The organism is Ruminococcus sp. HUN007 (assembly GCF_000712055.1).
Taxonomy (GTDB): Bacteria; Bacillota; Clostridia; order Oscillospirales; family Ruminococcaceae; genus HUN007.
Window position 1 is genome coordinate 440,528 of record NZ_JOOA01000001.1, and the last position, 16,726, is coordinate 457,253.

13 protein-coding genes are annotated in these 16,726 nt (G+C 44.0%); 4 read left to right on the forward strand and 9 right to left on the reverse strand.

What is annotated here, in order from left to right; all coding sequences use genetic code 11:
* Nucleotides 1–129: 129 nt before the first annotated feature.
* The 7 genes from CC97_RS01930 to CC97_RS01960 all read right to left on the reverse strand — a co-directional run bounded on the left by CC97_RS01930 (nt 130) and on the right by CC97_RS01960 (nt 7,838).
* Nucleotides 130–1,395 carry a DUF1015 domain-containing protein gene (locus CC97_RS01930; RefSeq protein WP_044973487.1) on the reverse strand — a complete coding sequence of 422 codons (1,266 nt, stop codon included), beginning with the start codon at nt 1,393–1,395 and terminating at the stop codon, nt 130–132.
* A 17-nt stretch (nt 1,396–1,412) separates the two neighbouring features.
* Nucleotides 1,413–2,345 carry a GTP-binding protein gene (locus tag CC97_RS01935; RefSeq protein ID WP_049962618.1) on the reverse strand — a complete coding sequence of 311 codons (933 nt, stop codon included), beginning with the start codon at nt 2,343–2,345 and terminating at the stop codon, nt 1,413–1,415.
* Nucleotides 2,346–2,444: 99 nt separating this feature from the next.
* Nucleotides 2,445–3,629, reverse strand: a complete 1,185-nt coding sequence (locus tag CC97_RS01940) for a CobW family GTP-binding protein (RefSeq protein ID WP_044973488.1) — start codon at nt 3,627–3,629, stop codon at nt 2,445–2,447.
* Nucleotides 3,553–3,927 (reverse strand): DUF1292 domain-containing protein, encoded by a 375-nt coding sequence (locus tag CC97_RS01945; protein WP_049962619.1) that lies wholly within the window; start codon nt 3,925–3,927, stop codon nt 3,553–3,555. The genes CC97_RS01940 and CC97_RS01945 overlap by 77 nt, the downstream gene beginning before the upstream one ends.
* A 31-nt stretch (nt 3,928–3,958) precedes the next feature.
* A complete protein-coding gene (locus CC97_RS01950; RefSeq protein ID WP_044973489.1) occupies nt 3,959–4,963 on the reverse strand; it encodes a rod shape-determining protein in 1,005 nt (334 codons plus the stop codon).
* A gap of 15 nt (nt 4,964–4,978) precedes the next feature.
* Entirely contained in the window at nt 4,979–5,662 is a 684-nt protein-coding gene (locus tag CC97_RS01955) for a phosphoribosyltransferase family protein (protein ID WP_044973490.1), read from the reverse strand.
* Nucleotides 5,634–7,838, reverse strand: coding sequence for an ATP-dependent RecD-like DNA helicase (locus tag CC97_RS01960; RefSeq protein WP_242848096.1), 2,205 nt, complete (start codon nt 7,836–7,838; stop codon nt 5,634–5,636). Before CC97_RS01960 ends, CC97_RS01955 begins: the two co-directional genes overlap by 29 nt.
* Nucleotides 7,839–8,034: 196 nt before the next feature.
* Between CC97_RS01960 and CC97_RS01965 the strand changes: the two genes are divergently transcribed.
* The 4 genes from CC97_RS01965 (at nt 8,035) to CC97_RS01980 (ending at nt 14,458) form a co-directional block, all read left to right on the forward strand.
* A complete protein-coding gene (locus CC97_RS01965; protein ID WP_044973492.1) occupies nt 8,035–9,072 on the forward strand; it encodes a D-alanine--D-alanine ligase in 1,038 nt (345 codons plus the stop codon).
* 42 nt (nt 9,073–9,114) lie between these two features.
* Nucleotides 9,115–10,473 (forward strand): UDP-N-acetylmuramoyl-tripeptide--D-alanyl-D-alanine ligase, encoded by a 1,359-nt coding sequence (gene murF / locus CC97_RS01970; RefSeq protein ID WP_049962620.1) that lies wholly within the window; start codon nt 9,115–9,117, stop codon nt 10,471–10,473.
* Nucleotides 10,474–10,729: 256 nt separating this feature from the next.
* On the forward strand, nt 10,730–12,829 hold the full coding sequence (locus tag CC97_RS01975; RefSeq protein ID WP_044973494.1) for a glutamine synthetase III: 2,100 nt from the start codon (nt 10,730–10,732) through the stop codon (nt 12,827–12,829).
* 75 nt (nt 12,830–12,904) lie between these two features.
* The gene (locus CC97_RS01980; RefSeq protein WP_044973495.1) at nt 12,905–14,458 is read left to right on the forward strand and encodes an ABC-F family ATP-binding cassette domain-containing protein; all 1,554 of its coding nucleotides are present in this window, start codon (nt 12,905–12,907) and stop codon (nt 14,456–14,458) included.
* Nucleotides 14,459–14,656: 198 nt separating this feature from the next.
* Here the strand turns inward: CC97_RS01980 and CC97_RS01985 are convergent, their stop codons facing one another.
* Together CC97_RS01985 and CC97_RS01990 are read right to left on the reverse strand one after the other, a co-directional pair.
* Nucleotides 14,657–15,046 carry a serpin family protein gene (locus CC97_RS01985; protein WP_044973496.1) on the reverse strand — a complete coding sequence of 130 codons (390 nt, stop codon included), beginning with the start codon at nt 15,044–15,046 and terminating at the stop codon, nt 14,657–14,659.
* Nucleotides 15,012–16,628, reverse strand: coding sequence for a serpin family protein (locus CC97_RS01990; RefSeq protein ID WP_044973497.1), 1,617 nt, complete (start codon nt 16,626–16,628; stop codon nt 15,012–15,014). The genes CC97_RS01985 and CC97_RS01990 overlap by 35 nt, the downstream gene beginning before the upstream one ends.
* Nucleotides 16,629–16,726: the final 98 nt, after the last annotated feature.

Sequence of the window (16,726 nt, forward strand, 5' to 3'; positions counted from 1 at the left end):
TACAAAAATCATCCTTCTGTTTATTTATTATATGAGATACACTGATTAAACCGGAAATACGGCTTTGTCGTATTCCAATCGGAGGAACTGCGGGACTGAAACCCCGTGCCCATGCTGATAAGCTCCTGATTACTCAGTGATCTTTCTTGCTTCTATGTAGTAGCGCTTGTCCCATGCGTGACCCATTGAGAAAGTCTTTCTCGGAAGGGCACCGTCACAGATTACTGTCGGGAAAAGTTCTGACTTTGCCATGTCAGGAAGTATGAATCCGATGCTTCCGTCGTTCATTGAAAGCTTTTCAACTACTTCTGTTCCGTGGATATAGTCGATCTTTGCTCCGCTCTCCTTCAGGTATCCGTCAAGAAACTGCTGAAGGCTTCCGACTGTGAGCTTTGAAGAAGGCTTTGTGATACCGACAGTCTTCTTTACGCCCTTTACCACGTATTCAAACTTCTGACTGCAGTCTGCGGCATTATCGGTAAGTCCGAGAGCTTCAGTCATTTTCTTCATAAGGTCATCGGTATCGGCTTCAGTCACTATTCTGTGGATAGCCTCAAATTCAAGAGCCGGTGAATGAAGATTTACAAGCTCAACAAGAGCATATCTTGCCGGATGAGAACTCATGTCCTTTCCCGGATTGTTTTTCTTAAGCTCCTCGTAGAATTCCTTCGCAGTTGCAAGTGAGTGGTTTCCGTCACCCATAGCAAATACAAGCGGATTCTTCTCGTCAAGAGAATATTTTTTATTAAATTCCGTAATGTCTGCAAGTCCGTCAAGAGCCTTAAGTATTTCTGCCTGATCACTTTCAGGTATCAGCCATCCTGATGCGTGACCGCCCTTCTGCATAAGGTCAAAGTCATATACTTTTTCAAGTTTGTCTTTCTTTCCTGCAAGAGGTTCAATAACTGTTCCCTTTTCATCATCAATAAGGATCATGATGTGCGGAAGTTCAAGTTCAGCACCTCGTCTTACTGCAATTCTCGGAGGAATTCTTTCGATAACAGTTGCCTCTGTTGCACGAACCGGAGAAACTGAACCTTTTCTGTAGTCATAGTCTTCAAGGTCGATACAGCCCACAAGACCTGCACGTACTTTTCCGTCGTCCTGTGTTCTTTCAAGGTAGATCATTGAGTTTTTATATTCTCTGAAAATCCCCTTTGAAAGTGCATTCTTCATTGAAGACTGGATCTTCTTTATACGGTCGGCAACGTCGCTGTCTTCAAGATAAACTTCAGGAAGAATAAGATTATATGCTGAAGGAGCACCTGCCGATATACGTGCTGTCTCCTTCCAGTAGTCAGGTTCGCTTGTATACTGGTCACATGCCACGACTGCCCATTTGCTCATATCTGCGTCTGCCGGCAGAAGAATGTCTGCATTTCTGAAAGTATTCATAAATCACTGCCCTTTCATTAATTAAAGTAAACGTACTCTGAGTCCGGTGCTTCAGCCTTTTCAACGTTCTTTACGTTGAATACAGGTGAAGGTGCATCCATACCTTCAGGCATTACGAAACGGACATCAGCTGTGACTGTTACCCAGTCTCCTTCAACGATCTTCACGTCACCGGGAGCCACGCAGAGAAGCTTGAGATATTCAAGGTCATCTGCACAGCACTGCATAGCGTAGCGGTAAACAAGGAAACTTGTCATAGGATAGCCCTTAGGCCTTGTTATCTGTCCCTTGAACTGAACGGTTTTGTTATTGTATCTTTCACAGTTTTCAAAAATATCAATAAACCAGAGACCGAAGTCCATGTCTTCTATTTTTACAACAGGAGCGTCAATATCGAAAGGAAGCTCATCCAGTTCATCGTCTGCCGTTCCGTCGTTTCTTAAGAACATGAGTGAAGCCTCAGGATTTAAAGACTTTACGACAGCACGAAGATTAAGCTTCTTTGTGTTTTCGTCACAGCGGTTGAATACAACGACCGTTGCATACTTAAACTGTTCGTTCATGATCTGGCGCATGCATCTGAGCTGTTCATCAAACTTTGATGCATCGATCATAGCTGATATCTGAACTATATCCCAGTTCTCAGGCCATTCAAGCTCCATAAGCTCGTCAACGCTCTGCATACAGTTGTTTTCAAGAAGAACAGCTGTCGGGGTTTCATTTCTTTCAATGTCCTGAATGTACATGGATGTGAGGTCATCCTTGTTTTCCACCATGTAAAGCACAACATTGTCCGCAAGGTTTTCGTATTCGGTAAAACCGTCTTCACAGCAGATGATAACGACCTTTTCCTGTTCCTTAAAGAAATCCTGTGTAAGCCATCTCTGGATCATGGTCGTCTTGCCGCTCTCGACAAATCCAGTAAATATAAATACCGGAGTTGGTTCCATTATTTATCGCTCCTTTGCTATAGTGATCAGTAAGCCGATATCTGATTAAACAGTACATCCGGTTCCGCCGGATGTACTGAAGCCGGGACATGTCACGCTTTACTGCTTTTTAAATATCTTTGTAAGTTCGTCCTTCTTAAGATCAGTACCGATAACCACGATATGACCTGTAACATCAGCGCTTCCGAAACGTACTTCGTATTCATCCGGAACATAGTCAAAGTGGATCCACTTTCCGTCTGTCGAAGGAACGATACCCTTCGCTCTGATTACCATACCGTATTTTTCTGTATTTGTAAGATCAGAGAGAATATCCTTCATTTCGCTCTCTCCGAACTTTCTTACTGTTTCTATGCCCATGCTTGTGAACACGTCATCGGCATGGTGATGATGGTGATGGTGTCCGTCCTCGTGATCGTGACCGCAGCAGCATTCCTCACCGTCTTCGTGGTGGTGGTGATGATGCTCATGTTCATCGTCATCGTGGTGATGACCACAGCAGCATTCCTCATCGTCATCGTGGTGGTGGTGATGATGCTCATGTTCGTCATCGTGATCGTGTCCGCAGCAGCATTCTTCATCATCGTCATGGTGATGGTGGTGATGATGTTCATGTTCGTCATCGTGATCATGACCGCAGCAGCATCCGTCTTCATCAAAATCAAGTTCATCAAAATATTCGTCTTCGGCATCAAGATCAAATCCGCTTTCCATAACTTCCTTGATCTGCTTACCGTCTATTTCATCCCAGTCTGTTGTAATGATAAGTGCATTAGGATTGAGCTCGTTGAGAGCATCAGTGCATTTCTCAAGTTCGTGCTCGTCAATATCCTTTGTACGGCTGAGAATAACAAGCCCTGCACTCTGGATCTGGTCGATAAAGAATTCTCCGAAAAGCTTGATGTACTTTGCGTATTTCTTTACATCGACAACAGCTGTGTATGAATTGAGAATGATAGGTGTATCTTCAGCAACACCTTCAACAGCCTTAAGGACATCAGAAAGCTTGCCTACACCTGAAGGCTCGATGATGATACGGTCAGGAGAATAATCTTCAACAACCTTTCTGAGTGACTTTCCGAAGTCACCTACAAGTGAGCAGCAGATGCAGCCTGAATTCATCTCAGTGATCTCAACGCCGGCATCCTTAAGGAAACCGCCGTCAATGCTTATCTCACCGAATTCATTTTCGATAAGAACTACCTTTTCACCTGCATAGGCTTCCTTTATCATTTTCTTGATAAGTGTTGTTTTGCCTGCGCCGAGGAAGCCGGAAAAAAACATCGACAGGAATAAGACCTTCTTCCTGCTCGTCGCACCATTTTTCAAATGCATTGAATACATCGTTGAGTTCATGCTTGTCTTCAATGTTAATAAGTTCAATGTCATTTTCAGCGATCTCCCTGAAGCCATAAAGGAACACGTCCCCTTCAGTTTCAGGTTCAACAGGAACAAGCGCTATATAATCCTTACCGTTGCATTCAAGTGCAGTAAGAACATTACACTCCATTACACTGTCATCTTCAAGTGTAAGTTTTATTGTGTCGTGATGACCATGAAGGATTTCTTCTTTGTTGCTCATATTATATTAGTCCTTTCTGGAATATTGTGATTTATTTATAGACCGGAACATATTCAAATCCGTCCCGGAGAGTATCCATGTTTCTGTATACAAGGGCTGTTCCCCTTGCAACACAGTGATCAGCATTTTCCGCTATCCTGCATTTAATTCCTGTCTCGGAACATATAAAAAGATCAAGACGTCCGAGATGTGCGCCTCCGCCGGTAAGGACAATACCGTTGTCATAAATATCCGCGATCAGCTCAGGCGGGGTCTGTTCAAACACATGACGTATCGCCTCGGTTATATCTGCAAGGTGCTCCTCAACGGCAAGATGAAGATCCAGCTCGCTTATCTCGACTGATTCAGGCATTCCCGTATAAATGTTTTTGCCGCCTATCGTCATCTTTCTGCTGATGCCAGGATCGTAAAGATTTGAAATATTCATCTTTGCATTTTCCGCAGTGCGTTCACCGACATTGACCTTATACCTTGCGGCAAGATATTTCATTACAGCCTGATCAAACTTGTTTCCGGCTGTTGTGACCGAATGGGAAACGACTACACCGTTAAGGGAGACAACCGCAATATCCGTTGTTCCTCCGCCTATGTCTATTACCATGTTTCCCGAAGGTTTCGAGATATCGACCCCTGCCCCGAGAAGAGCAGCGATAGGTTCTTGAATAAGATAGACCTTTCTGGCACCGGCACTTACTGCAGCTTCAATAACTGCACGTCCTTCTATGTCGGTGATGAATGAAGGAACACAGATAACTATTCTCGGTCTCAGCGGCTGGCTGCCCAGAACTCTGAGAATAAATGTCTTTATCATGTATTCAGCCATGCCGTCATCGGAAATAACTCCGTCGGCAAGCGGCCTTACTATTTTGATATAATCAGGAGTCCTGCCTATCATGTTATAGGCTTCAAGACCAACTGCCACGACTTCCTTACGATACATGTGGTATGCCACAACAGAAGGCTCACTGAGTACAACACCGGCATTGTCTCTTGTAATGACGATGTTGGTCGTGCCAAGGTCTATTCCTATATCCACTTTTCAGTTCCTCCTTTACCGAAGTTTTGTACCGGCTGCGACTGCTGCAAAAACAGTCTCCGCTCCGGAATTTTTCAGAAGCCGCGCACATCGGTTTATGGTGCTTCCTGTTGTTATTACATCGTCACAGATGATTATCCTCTTTCCTGTAAGATCAGTTTCCCTTATCTTAATGGCGGAAATATTCTTCATTCGCTGCGACTTGTTCAGATAATGCTGTGAAGAGTCAGTATCCTGCTTAATGAGAACATCAGTCACAAGCGGAATATCAAGTGCTGACGCTATCTCACCGGCTATTATTTCAGCCTGATTGAAACCGCGTTTCCGGAATGATGTCGGCGACATCGGAACAGGCATGACCATATCAAACTGCAGTTCTGACATTTCATTTTTCAGAATGCCTGCAATAAGTTTTCCTGTGTACTCACCGAAATTTTTGTTGTTTCCGCGTTTTAGTGAAAGAACGCCTTCCTTTACCAGATTTTCGTACCTTAAAGGGACCAGGGCTCTGTCGTAGAAATTATCCTCAGAACACATACATGGTTCCCTGCCGCATACAGGGCACGCCTTTTCATACACGGTCTCAATGGAACTGTGACATTTTCCGCAGATCAGTTTGTCCCATCTTATGAAACCGTCGCAGCACGGACATCTGTTAGGAAAAAACAGATCAGTCAGGAAGCGCGACGCTGTGTTCATTGGTTATCTCACTTTCAAGCATTTCTTTCAGACAGGTGTAACGGTATGTCTTGCGTGCATTGTCCACCATCTGGCAGAGCTTTTTCTGTGATCCTACAACAATAAGCATTTTCTTTGCACGCGTAACTGCAGTATAGAGAAGATTACGGTAGTAAAGCTTTTCGAAACCGCCGAGTACCGGAAGTATGACAATATCAAACTCGCTGCCCTGGCTCTTGTGCACCGTAATGGCATAGGCAAGTTCGATCTGTTCGAGGAGTTCAAACGTGTAGGTGCATATTCTGCCGTCAAAGTCAATGACCGCAATCCTGTCGGCCTTGTTAATGGCTTTTATGGTGCCTATGTCACCGTTGAAGATACCTGTTCCGTGTTCACTGTCACGGCTCCATTCGATATCATAGTTGTTTCTGGTCTGCATTACCTTGTCACCGCAGCGGAAGGTGTAGACCATGTTTTTTACTTCTGTCCTGTCTTTTGCGGAAGGATTGAGCTTCTGCTGAAGGCGCTTGTTGAGCTCAATTACTCCGAGAGTTCCTTTTCTTGAAGGACAAAGAATCTGAATATCTTCAACCGGGGAGATGCCGTACGCCTTCGGAAGTCTGGTGCTGCAGAGATCTGTCACGAAAGCGGATGCCTCCTCGAAGGAAAGGCGCTGGAAAAAGAAGAAATCATTGTTCTTCTGGGTCAGATCAGGATATTCACCGTTTATGATCCTGTGCGCGTTTGTGATTATACAGCTTTTCTGCGCCTGCCGGAAGATCTCCTTAAGCTCGACGACCGGTATTCTGTGACTGTCGATCATGTCCTTGAGAATATTGCCGGCACCTACTGAAGGAAGCTGGTCACTGTCCCCTACCATGATAAGCCGGCAGCTGATCTTCAGGGCACGCAGAAGGCTCTCGAAGAGCAGTGTATCGACCATAGACATCTCATCGACCACAAGAACCCCGCAGTTCAACGGATTGGATTCGTTATGTGCAAAACGGAGCCGCCCGTCCATATCGTACTGAACTTCAAGAAGTCTGTGTATCGTCTTTGCCTCGTAGCCCGTTAGGTCGGAAATACGCTTGGCTGCACGTCCTGTAGGAGCCGCGATCATCACCTTTTCACCCTTTTTCACGTACATGGAAATAATGGCGTTGAGCGTAGTTGTTTTTCCTGTACCAGGACCGCCTGTGAGAATGAGAATTCCCTTCGAAAGGGCAGCTGAAATGGCAAGGCGCTGTAGTTTTTCGTATCTGATACCGGTAAGTGCCTCGTTGTCACTTATCATTTTTTCATAGTCATAAGTATCAGGTGACGAAAACGCCTGCATAACTCCGAGTCTTCCGGCTATGTAGCGTTCTGCATCGTAGTAGTCGGAAAGGAATGAATAGTTTCTGTTCTTTGATTCCTTGAAGTACTCGGTAAAGTTTCCGTTCTCAACTTCAGTACTGTAGGCCGAGTCAAAGTTTTCTTCTGTAATTTTAAGATATTCACATACTTTGGCCTTAAGCTTCTCATGCGGAAGACATGTATGGCCGTTGTTTGCATTTTCAAGCAGGACATATGTGATTCCTGCTCTGATCCTCATCGGTGAATCGTGCGGTATTCCGACGGATTCAGCTATCTGTTCAGCCTTTGAAAATTCAAGTTCAACACCGTATGAACAGAGTCTGTAAGGATCTGCTTCAATTATCTCCATGCTCTGGAAGCTCCATTTTTTAAAAGCCTTCATCGCATATTTGGCTTTGATCCCGAACTTTGCAAGATAGGTCATGAGCCTTCTTAAGTTAAAGATCTGCTTTAATTCGCTGGTTATACTCTCGCATTTTTTCGGTGATATTCCTCTTATACACAGCAGACGCTGGGGTTCGTTTTCCATTATCTCAAGGGTTCTGTCACCGAACTCGTCCACTATTTTTTTCGCAAGTGAAGGACCGATGCCCTTTATAACGCCGGAAGAAAGGTATTTTCTGATCTGAAGAGCAGTACCCGGAAGCATTCTCTCACAGTATTCAGCCTGAAACTGCATACCGAATTTTGCGTGGGTAACATAATTTCCTTCGAGCTTAAGCTTCTCGCCTTCTTCTATGTCACCGAGCTCTCCTACGGCTGTTATGAGCTCTCCGCCTGCGTCAAGATCAAATACAACATAGCCGTTGTCTTCATTTCTGAAAAGAACATCCTCAACCACGCCCTCGATCGTTAGCGTTCTCTGCTCCAGAGTGCATACCTCCCGATAATAAATATAACCTTTTCTATTATACCAACTTTTTTACTAAAATGCAACATCAAAAAAATTTGCTTTTTCAGAATAAAGATAGTATAATTAGATATTGGTGTTATGAACACTTACGGAAACAATTAAACACCCTACGGAGGATTGGTTTATGAATATAACAGTATTATGCGGTGGTCTCAGCGGTGAAAGAGACGTAAGTCTTACTTCAGGTCTTATGTGCGCAAAGGCACTCAGCAAAAAGGGACACGAAGTTTTTCTTCTTGATGTTTTCATGGGAACTGACTTCCCTCCTGAAAAGGCTTTTGCCGAAAGACAGGACTTTTCAGACGTAACATCTTCGATCGCTGCTGATGCACCTGACCTTGAAGAGGTAAAGAGACTCAGAGGCGAAAGCCCTGACGGATTCTTTGGAAAGAACGTTATCGACATATGCAAAAAATCAGACATCGTATTCATGGCACTTCACGGATGCAACGGTGAGGACGGAAAGATCCAGGCAACATTTGACCTGCTCGGCATTCCTTATACCGGTTCTGACTATCTCGGAAGTGCAAATGCCATGAACAAGGGCATAACACGAAGACTTCTGATAGCTGACGGTATCAATATGGCAAACGGCGCTCACTATACAAAGAATGATTATGAAACAGGAAAGACTAACGAATGGAGCTCATTCCCTTGTATCGTAAAACCTTGCTGCGGCGGTTCAAGTATCGGTGTTTCAAAGGCAGAAAACAAGGAAGAATTCGAAAAGGCTCTTAAGAACTGCTTTAAGTACGAAGATGAAGCCATCGTCGAGGAATTCATAAGCGGACGCGAATTTTCGATCGGTGTTATCGAAGGGAAGGCACTTCCTGTTATCGAGATTATCGCTGACGGATTCTACGACTATAAGAACAAATACTCAGGCAAGACCCGCGAAGTCTGCCCGGCTGAAATAGACGAAGAAACAAACAAAAAGCTTCAGGCTGCTGCCGAAAAAGCATTTGCTTCACTTAAGCTCAACATTTACGCAAGAATCGACTTCATACTCAACAGCAAAAACAACGAACCTTACTGTCTTGAGGCAAACACTCTTCCGGGCATGACTCCGGCATCTCTCCTTCCTCAGGAAGCAAGAGCTGTAGGAATCGAATATCCTGATCTCTGCGAGCTTATCGTAAACAAGTCACTCGCAAGATTTTAAAAATTTAAGTCCTGTAAAGGAGGACAACTGAAGTTGAGATCCATGACACTTAAAGAGATAGCATCCGCCTGCGGCGGAAGACTTGTCTCTTCTGAAAATGCTAATGAACTTACAATTAACGACATTACAATAGACAGCCGTACAGTGAAGGAAGGCTCGCTCTACATTCCGATAAAGGGACAGAGATTTGACGGGCATGATTTTATTGATCAGGTTTTTGAAAACGGCGCTGTATGCACCCTTACAGAATCAGAAAGAACTGACCTTACAAAGCCGCAGATAGTAGTTGAATCCACTGCTGCAGCATTAAGGGACATTGCAGAATACTACAGAAGTCTGTTTGGAAACCTTAAAGTCATCGGTGTAACAGGCAGTTCAGGAAAGACATCCACCAAGGAAATGATATATTCCGTTCTTTCAGAACACTTTAATGTCCTTAAAACGGAAGGAAACCTTAACAACGAGATCGGCGTTCCGAAAACTATTTTCAGAATAACCGATGAACATGAGGTTGCCATAATCGAAATGGGTATCAACCACTTCGGTGAAATGACACGTCTTGCAAAGATGGTACGTCCGGACATTGCTGTTATTACAAACATCGGCACAGCTCATCTTGAATTTCTTGAAAGCCGTGACGGCATTTTAAAGGCGAAGACAGAAATGCTTCCTTTCCTCGCAAAAGACGGTACTGCAGTGCTCAACGGTGATGACGACAAGCTCTGCACAGTTGATTCAGTTAAGACAAGCTTTTTTGGCTTCGGTGAGAAGAATGACATAAGGGCTGAGAATATAGTTCAGAAAGGCATTGACGGCACTTCGTTTACCATTGTCACAAAGGATATCCGTCTCAATGCATTTGTTCCTGCCCTGGGAAAACATATGGTCATGAACGCTGTCGCAGCTTTCCGCATCTCCGAACTTCTCGGCATGCCTGCCGGAAAGGCTCTTGAAGGAATCTCGCACTTTAAAAATATTGACGGCCGTTTCAACGTAATAAAAACTGACAGTTTCACTCTTATCAATGACTGCTACAATGCAAATCCTGATTCGGTAAAAGCTTCACTTAAGGTAATAGGAACTCTTCCGGGAAGAAAAGCCGCTGTGCTCGCTGATATGAAGGAACTCGGTGAGGACTCAGAAAAGATGCACCGCGAGACCGGAGCCTTTGCAGCTGAATGCCTCGACACTCTTATATGCATAGGACCGGAAGCACTTTTCACTTACGAAGAAGCGAAAAAAGCAAATCCGTATCTGAAAGCTGTTCACTACAATAACAATGATGAAGCAAAGGCTGATATGCTGAATATCCTTGAAAAATCCGATACTGTACTGATAAAGGGTTCACACTCAATGAATTTATCTGAAATCACTTCGTTTTTAAAGGAAACATGTATATAATCCACAAAAAACATGCTTTACTATTGACAAACAGAACAAATTAATATATCATATATTTATATACTTTAAATTGGAACAATGGCGTTTCAGTTTCGTCTATAATATCTGTAACTAAGGGAATAATACTGTTCGGTGCTTCACTGCGAAGCTTCCCGCATATGCTGGGCTGGAGCCGTACATATTTTTCCTGAAATTATAATCCGTTATTTTATTATGATGAAATTGAAACGCCTTTTTAACAGGAGGATAAATTATTATGGAAGAATCAAAGAGCGTCGCATCAATGTTCGGCTGTAATGTATTCAATCAGCAGGTAATGAGAGAACGTCTTACAAAGGATGTTTACAAGGCTGTAATGCAGACCAAGAAAATGGGTACGCCTCTCAACAGTGGTGTGGCAAGCGTAGTTGCAAATGCCATGAAGAACTGGGCTGTTGAAAAAGGTGCCACACATTACACACACTGGTTCCACCCTATGACAGGCGTAACAGCTGAAAAGCATGACGCTTTTCTTTCACCGAACTCAGACGGAACTATTATTCTTGAATTTTCAGGCAAGGAACTCATAAAGGGCGAACCTGACGCATCATCATTCCCTTCAGGCGGTCTCCGTTCAACATTTGAAGCAAGAGGATATACCGCATGGGATCCTACTTCCGATGCATTTATCAAGGACGGAACACTTTACATTCCGACAGCCTTCTGTTCATACACAGGCGAGACTCTCGACAAGAAGACTCCTCTCCTTCGTTCAATGGATGTACTCAGCGAACAGGCTCTCAGAATTCTCAGACTGTTCGGCAACACCACAGCAACAAGAGTATTCTCCACAGCAGGTGCTGAACAGGAATATTTCCTCGTTGACAAGGCTCTCTACGACAAACGTGAAGACCTCGTGATCACAGGCAGAACACTTTTCGGTGCAAAGCCTCCGAAGGGTCAGGAACTTGAAGACCACTACTTCGGCAACATCAAGGAAAGAATCTCAGCTTACATGCACGAACTTGACGAGGAACTCTGGAAACTCGGAATTCCTGCAAAAACAAAGCACAACGAAGTTGCTCCGGCTCAGCATGAGCTCGCTCCTGTTTTCGAAACAACAAACATTGCTTCCGACCACAACCAGCTTACAATGGAACTCATGAAGAAGATCGCTCTCAAGCACGGTCTTGTTTGTCTCCTCCACGAAAAGCCATTTGCAGGCGTTAACGGTTCAGGAAAGCACAACAACTGGTCAATGTCTTCAAACGACGGACAGAATCTTCTCGATCCGGGCGACACACCTACTGAAAACACACAGTTCCTTACATTCCTCGTAGCATTCATCAAAGCAGTAAACAAGTACTCCGACCTTCTCAGACTTTCAGCAGCAAGTGCCGGCAACGACCACCGTCTCGGTGCAAACGAAGCTCCTCCGGCTATTGTTTCAATGTTCCTCGGTGACGAACTTCAGGGCATACTTGACGCTCTTGAAAACGACACCAAGGCAGAAGCAAACTCAAACATCAAGTTCAAGATAGGCGTTGACGCTCTTCCTTCATTCAAGAAGGACAACACAGACCGTAACAGAACTTCACCTATGGCATTCACAGGCAACAAGTTTGAATTCAGAATGCTCGGTTCTGCAGACTCCATCTCATGCACAAACGTTATCATCAACACTGCAGTTGCAGATGTTCTCTGTGAATTTGCCGATGAACTCGAAGGCGCTGAAAACTTCAACGAAAAATTAAGGGAAATACTCGTTAGGACATACAAGGAAAACAAGCAGATCATTTTCAACGGAAACGGCTACTCAGATGAATGGGTAAAGGAAGCTACCGAGGTAAGAGGTCTTCCGAACTACGTTTCAACTGTTGACTGTCTCCCTGAATACCTTGCTGAAAAGAACGTTGCCATGTTCGAAAAGTTTAAGGTTTATTCAAAGGTTGAGGTTGCTTCAAGAACTGAAGTGCTTCTTGACAACTACTGCAAGGTGATCAACATAGAAGCTCTTACAATGATCGATATGGTAAAGAAGCAGATCTACCCTGCTGTTATGGAATACACAAAGGACGTATGCAATGCGCTTACTTCAATGAGAAATGCCGGCCTTGAAAATCCTGCACAGGAAAAGCTTGCTCACAAGCTTTCAGGTTCACTTAACTGTCTGAACAGTGCAGTTACTGAACTTGAACAGGTACTTCTCAATGCCAAGGATAATGCTGAAGATCTGTACAAGCTTTCACGCTTCTACCGTGATGAAGTATTCAGCAAAATGCAGTCTCTCAGAGCTGTTGCAGATGAACTTGAAACCATTGTTTCAGATAAATACTGGCCGTTCCCGGTTTACTCAGAACTCATGTTCAAGATCTGATCAGTTTAAAAAAACAGTTTTTTCTGACAGAGGGGGCTTTTGCCCCCTCTGTCTTATGTAAAGGAGAAATTTTAAATGAGCATACTCAATGTTGAACACGTTACCCACGGTTTTGGTGCAAGACAGATACTTGACGATTCCTCCTTCAGACTTCTTAAGGGTGAACACGTTGGTCTTGTTGGTGCTAACGGTGAAGGTAAATCAACATTTCTCAATATAATCACAGGTAAACTTCAGCCGGATGAAGGTAAGATCGAATGGTGCCGTCACATCACCACCGGTTATCTCGACCAGTACAGCACACTCACACCGGGCAAAACTATTCGTGAAGTACTAAGGGAAGCTTTCCAGCATCTTTCCGACCTTGAACAGGAAATGCTTGAGCTTTACGAAAAGATGGGCGATGCAGATGAAGACGAAATGAACGCCATGATGGAAGACGTCGGTGAAATACAGGAGATACTCGACCAGAGCGGTTACTACACCATCGACAGCAAAATAACTGAATATGCCAACGGTCTCGGCCTCGGCGAGATCGGACTTGACCACGACGTTTCCGAGCTTTCGGGCGGTCAGCGTATGAAGGTTCTGCTTACAAAGCTTCTTCTTGAAAACCCGATGATCCTCATTCTCGACGAGCCGACCAACTTCCTTGACGAGAACCATATCGCATGGCTTCAGAACTTCCTGCAGAACTACGAAAACGCATTTATTCTTGTTTCACATGACGTTCCGTTCATGAACTCTGTAGTCAATGTCATCTACAACATTGAGCATGCCGTTCTGACAAGATACACCGGAAACTACGAAGACTTCAAAAGAATGTATGAACTCAAGAAACGCCAGACTGAACAGGCTTATGAAAAGCAGCAGAAGGAGATTGCACATCTTCAGGAATTCATTGCAAAGAACAAGGCAAGAGCTGCTACTGCGACAATGGCACGTTCACGTCAAAAGAAGCTTGAAGGCATGGAGATAATCACTATCGAAAAGGAAAAGATCAAGCCTTCCTTCTCATTCAAATCAGCAAGAACTCCGGGTAAGGTCGTAATTGAGGGAAAAGACATCATAATCGGATATGACGAGCCTCTCACACGTGCAGTAGACTTCCAGGTTGAACGCAACCAGAAGATCGCCATAAAGGGCGTAAACGGTCTTGGCAAATCAACACTTATAAAGACCATGCTTGGGATCCTGAAGCCTATTCAGGGTACAGTTGAACATGACCAGTTCGTTCAGTACGGCTACTTCCAGCAGGAGGAATCAGCATCTGACAAGACAGCTCTTCAGGAAATCTGGGATGAGTTTCCTGCCATGACAAACGCCGAAGTACGTGCCGCTCTTGCAAAGTGCGGACTTACAAATGAACACATCACATCCCAGATGCGTGTTCTCTCCGGCGGTGAAAACGCTAAGGTACGTCTGTGCCGTCTCATGCTTCGTGAATACAATCTTCTCGTTCTCGACGAACCGACCAACCACCTTGACGTTGACGCAAAGGAATCACTCCGTGATGCACTTGCAAAGTTCAAGGGTACTGTTATCCTCGTAAGCCACGAACCTGAATTCTACGAAGGTGTTGTGACAGACATCTGGAACCTCGAAAACTGGACTACAAAGATAATATGATCTGAATTTCTGCAGAAACACTGATCAAACCGGAAACCCGGCTTCGCCGGATTTCCGGAAAAGGGATTTGCGGGGCTTCGCCCCGGATCCCCACTCTGATTCATAAATGGATCAGAGTTTCACTAAAAAACCTCCGTAATACGTGAACTGATCAGCCGTATTACGGAGGTTTTTTGTTATTTATCAGTGTTTATATGGTCACTGGTTCTTTTCAAGCGGATCGTTGATGATACCGGCGAAAAGCGGTGTGCCGTTCTGATCGGAAATATAGTAGAAGAACGGTCTGTCAAGTTCGAAGTAAACTGGTTCCGAAGGATCAGGAGCTGCTGAAGTAGCTGCTATACTTATGAGAGTATATGCTGCCGCTTCACAGCCTTCCTCGTCGATAGTTACCTTTGCTTCGTGAGTGATTTCATCGATAAATGCGCCGCCAATACCGTTATTCTCATAATCAATAACACCGCTGAAATCGGCATTATCCTTGTCGAATGCTGAATTTATTCCGATAGTTTTGGCTGCCTCAATAAGATCAAACTTTGAAGCCACATCAAACTTAGGTACTGAAAAAAACAGTTTTCCGGGTCTCATACTTGATTTCATCTCCGTAGATCTCATTAATTGTATCACTGTCAGCAATGAGATCATCAATGCTCACGCCCTCGTCAGGAAGGATGAAATTCATTCTGAATCCGTCGTCCATCTGTTCATAGCATTTCATATATTTATCTGCAAAAGCGACCTGTTTGTAATCAGCTTCATATCCCATGAAATCACATGTTATCTTGCTGCCGTCCTTCAGGGTAAATTCATCAGGAGAAGCCTTTCCGAATTTACTGCTCCATGTTTCCTTGAAAGTTACAGTATTTATGATCTTCATAATATCCAGCTCCGGATCGACTTTGATTTTCGGAGTGAACTTTCCGGAAGTATTTTTGTTTATCCACATTGATATCTCATCCGGAACAGCCGGATCTGAGAAATCTCTGCCGAATGCAACAGCGTAATATTTGTCAGCCAGAGTGTCAAGAGTATCCTGCTCAAGCTTCCACTTATTATTGAACCAGATCGAGTTCGCGATCTTGCAGAATGCAGTATAATCGTCAAAATAAAGGGATTTAAACAGTGAAGCATTTTCTTTTCTGAGATCATCCATATCTTCTGCACCAAGTGCTTCTGTAAATTCATTCTGTGTTGTTCCTGATGCACACTCTGCAGCCATGGAAAGAGCCATATAGTAACTCAGCGGAGAGTAAACCGTATTCTCCGGCCCGTTTGTGTCTTCAGTATCAAGAAGCACGGCTGCTGCTGAATTCGCGGCAAATTTCATATATCCGTCAGCTTCCGGCTGGGCTGTCTCTCTTTTGAATTTCTTAAGGTCAGGTGCTGCAAGGGCACCGTCAACAGATGCTCCGAGAACAGAAGTTCTCGGTTCCAGGATCTCGTTCTTAAGAAGGATGAAGTCACGGATATCAAGGCCACCGTCAAAGGTCTCATCAGCTCTGGCAGCTTCGTCATCCTTAAGCTCCTTACCGCCGTTCATGTAGAGATTCATTAAAAGCACATCTGCCGAATCTATTTTTCCGTCGTTTGTAAGATCACCGATATATTCAAACTTATTCTCATATTTATCAGCATATTTTTCCGCAATGGATCCGCTGTGACCGCGCACGATCACATCAGGAGCAAAGCGCTGATCTTCAAGCTTTGTAACACTGTCAGCAATTGCAACAGACTTAGCTTCCTTATCAAGCATCAGTGCATCTTTCTCAATATTCATAATACCGTCAGGAATAATAACTGCTGACGATCCTATGGCATCAACACAGCCTGTATCAAGATTAAATATACGGCTTTCATCATAATTTTCGCGGTACCATTCCGGTTCGCTGTCCTCCGATTTAAACACAGTCGGAACGATAAATGTTTCCGGATTATTCTTTGCAGTTATTCTACGGGCTGTATTGTATTTACAGTACTTGTTGTCGATCATTATGTACTGATATCCCATTTCGTCAATCAGCACGTCATATTCCATAGTGTCCGAAGCCGCAGCCTTTACCTTTACTGTTTCAGTTTCTGAAAACATACCAACTGTTCCGGAAGCAAAACAGCTGTAAGTAAGTGAAAGTGCTGAAACAAATGCTGTTGTTTTTCTTAAAACATGATTCATAATAATCCCGTTCCTTTCTCTTTTTCATAACCTGGATATACTTTTTACCTATAACCTGATTGCATCGCTGCGCAGTGCAATGCATTTTTGTAGTTATA

Bases quoted from the DNA above. Each gene is read 5' to 3' on its own strand.
- CC97_RS01930 (WP_044973487.1), bottom strand. From the start codon at position 1,395: ATGAATACTTTCAGAAATGCAGACATTCTTCTGCCGGCAGACGCAGAT.
- CC97_RS01935 (WP_049962618.1), bottom strand. From the start codon at position 2,345: ATGGAACCAACTCCGGTATTTATATTTACTGGATTTGTCGAGAGCGGC.
- CC97_RS01940 (WP_044973488.1), bottom strand. From the start codon at position 3,629: ATGTTTTTTTCCGGCTTCCTCGGCGCAGGCAAAACAACACTTATCAAG.
- CC97_RS01945 (WP_049962619.1), bottom strand. From the start codon at position 3,927: ATGAGCAACAAAGAAGAAATCCTTCATGGTCATCACGACACAATAAAA.
- CC97_RS01955 (WP_044973490.1), bottom strand. From the start codon at position 5,662: ATGAACACAGCGTCGCGCTTCCTGACTGATCTGTTTTTTCCTAACAGA.
- CC97_RS01965 (WP_044973492.1), top strand. From the start codon at position 8,035: ATGAATATAACAGTATTATGCGGTGGTCTCAGCGGTGAAAGAGACGTA.
- murF (WP_049962620.1), top strand. From the start codon at position 9,115: ATGACACTTAAAGAGATAGCATCCGCCTGCGGCGGAAGACTTGTCTCT.
- CC97_RS01975 (WP_044973494.1), top strand. From the start codon at position 10,730: ATGGAAGAATCAAAGAGCGTCGCATCAATGTTCGGCTGTAATGTATTC.
- CC97_RS01980 (WP_044973495.1), top strand. From the start codon at position 12,905: ATGAGCATACTCAATGTTGAACACGTTACCCACGGTTTTGGTGCAAGA.
- CC97_RS01985 (WP_044973496.1), bottom strand. From the start codon at position 15,046: ATGAGACCCGGAAAACTGTTTTTTTCAGTACCTAAGTTTGATGTGGCT.
- CC97_RS01990 (WP_044973497.1), bottom strand. From the start codon at position 16,628: ATGAATCATGTTTTAAGAAAAACAACAGCATTTGTTTCAGCACTTTCA.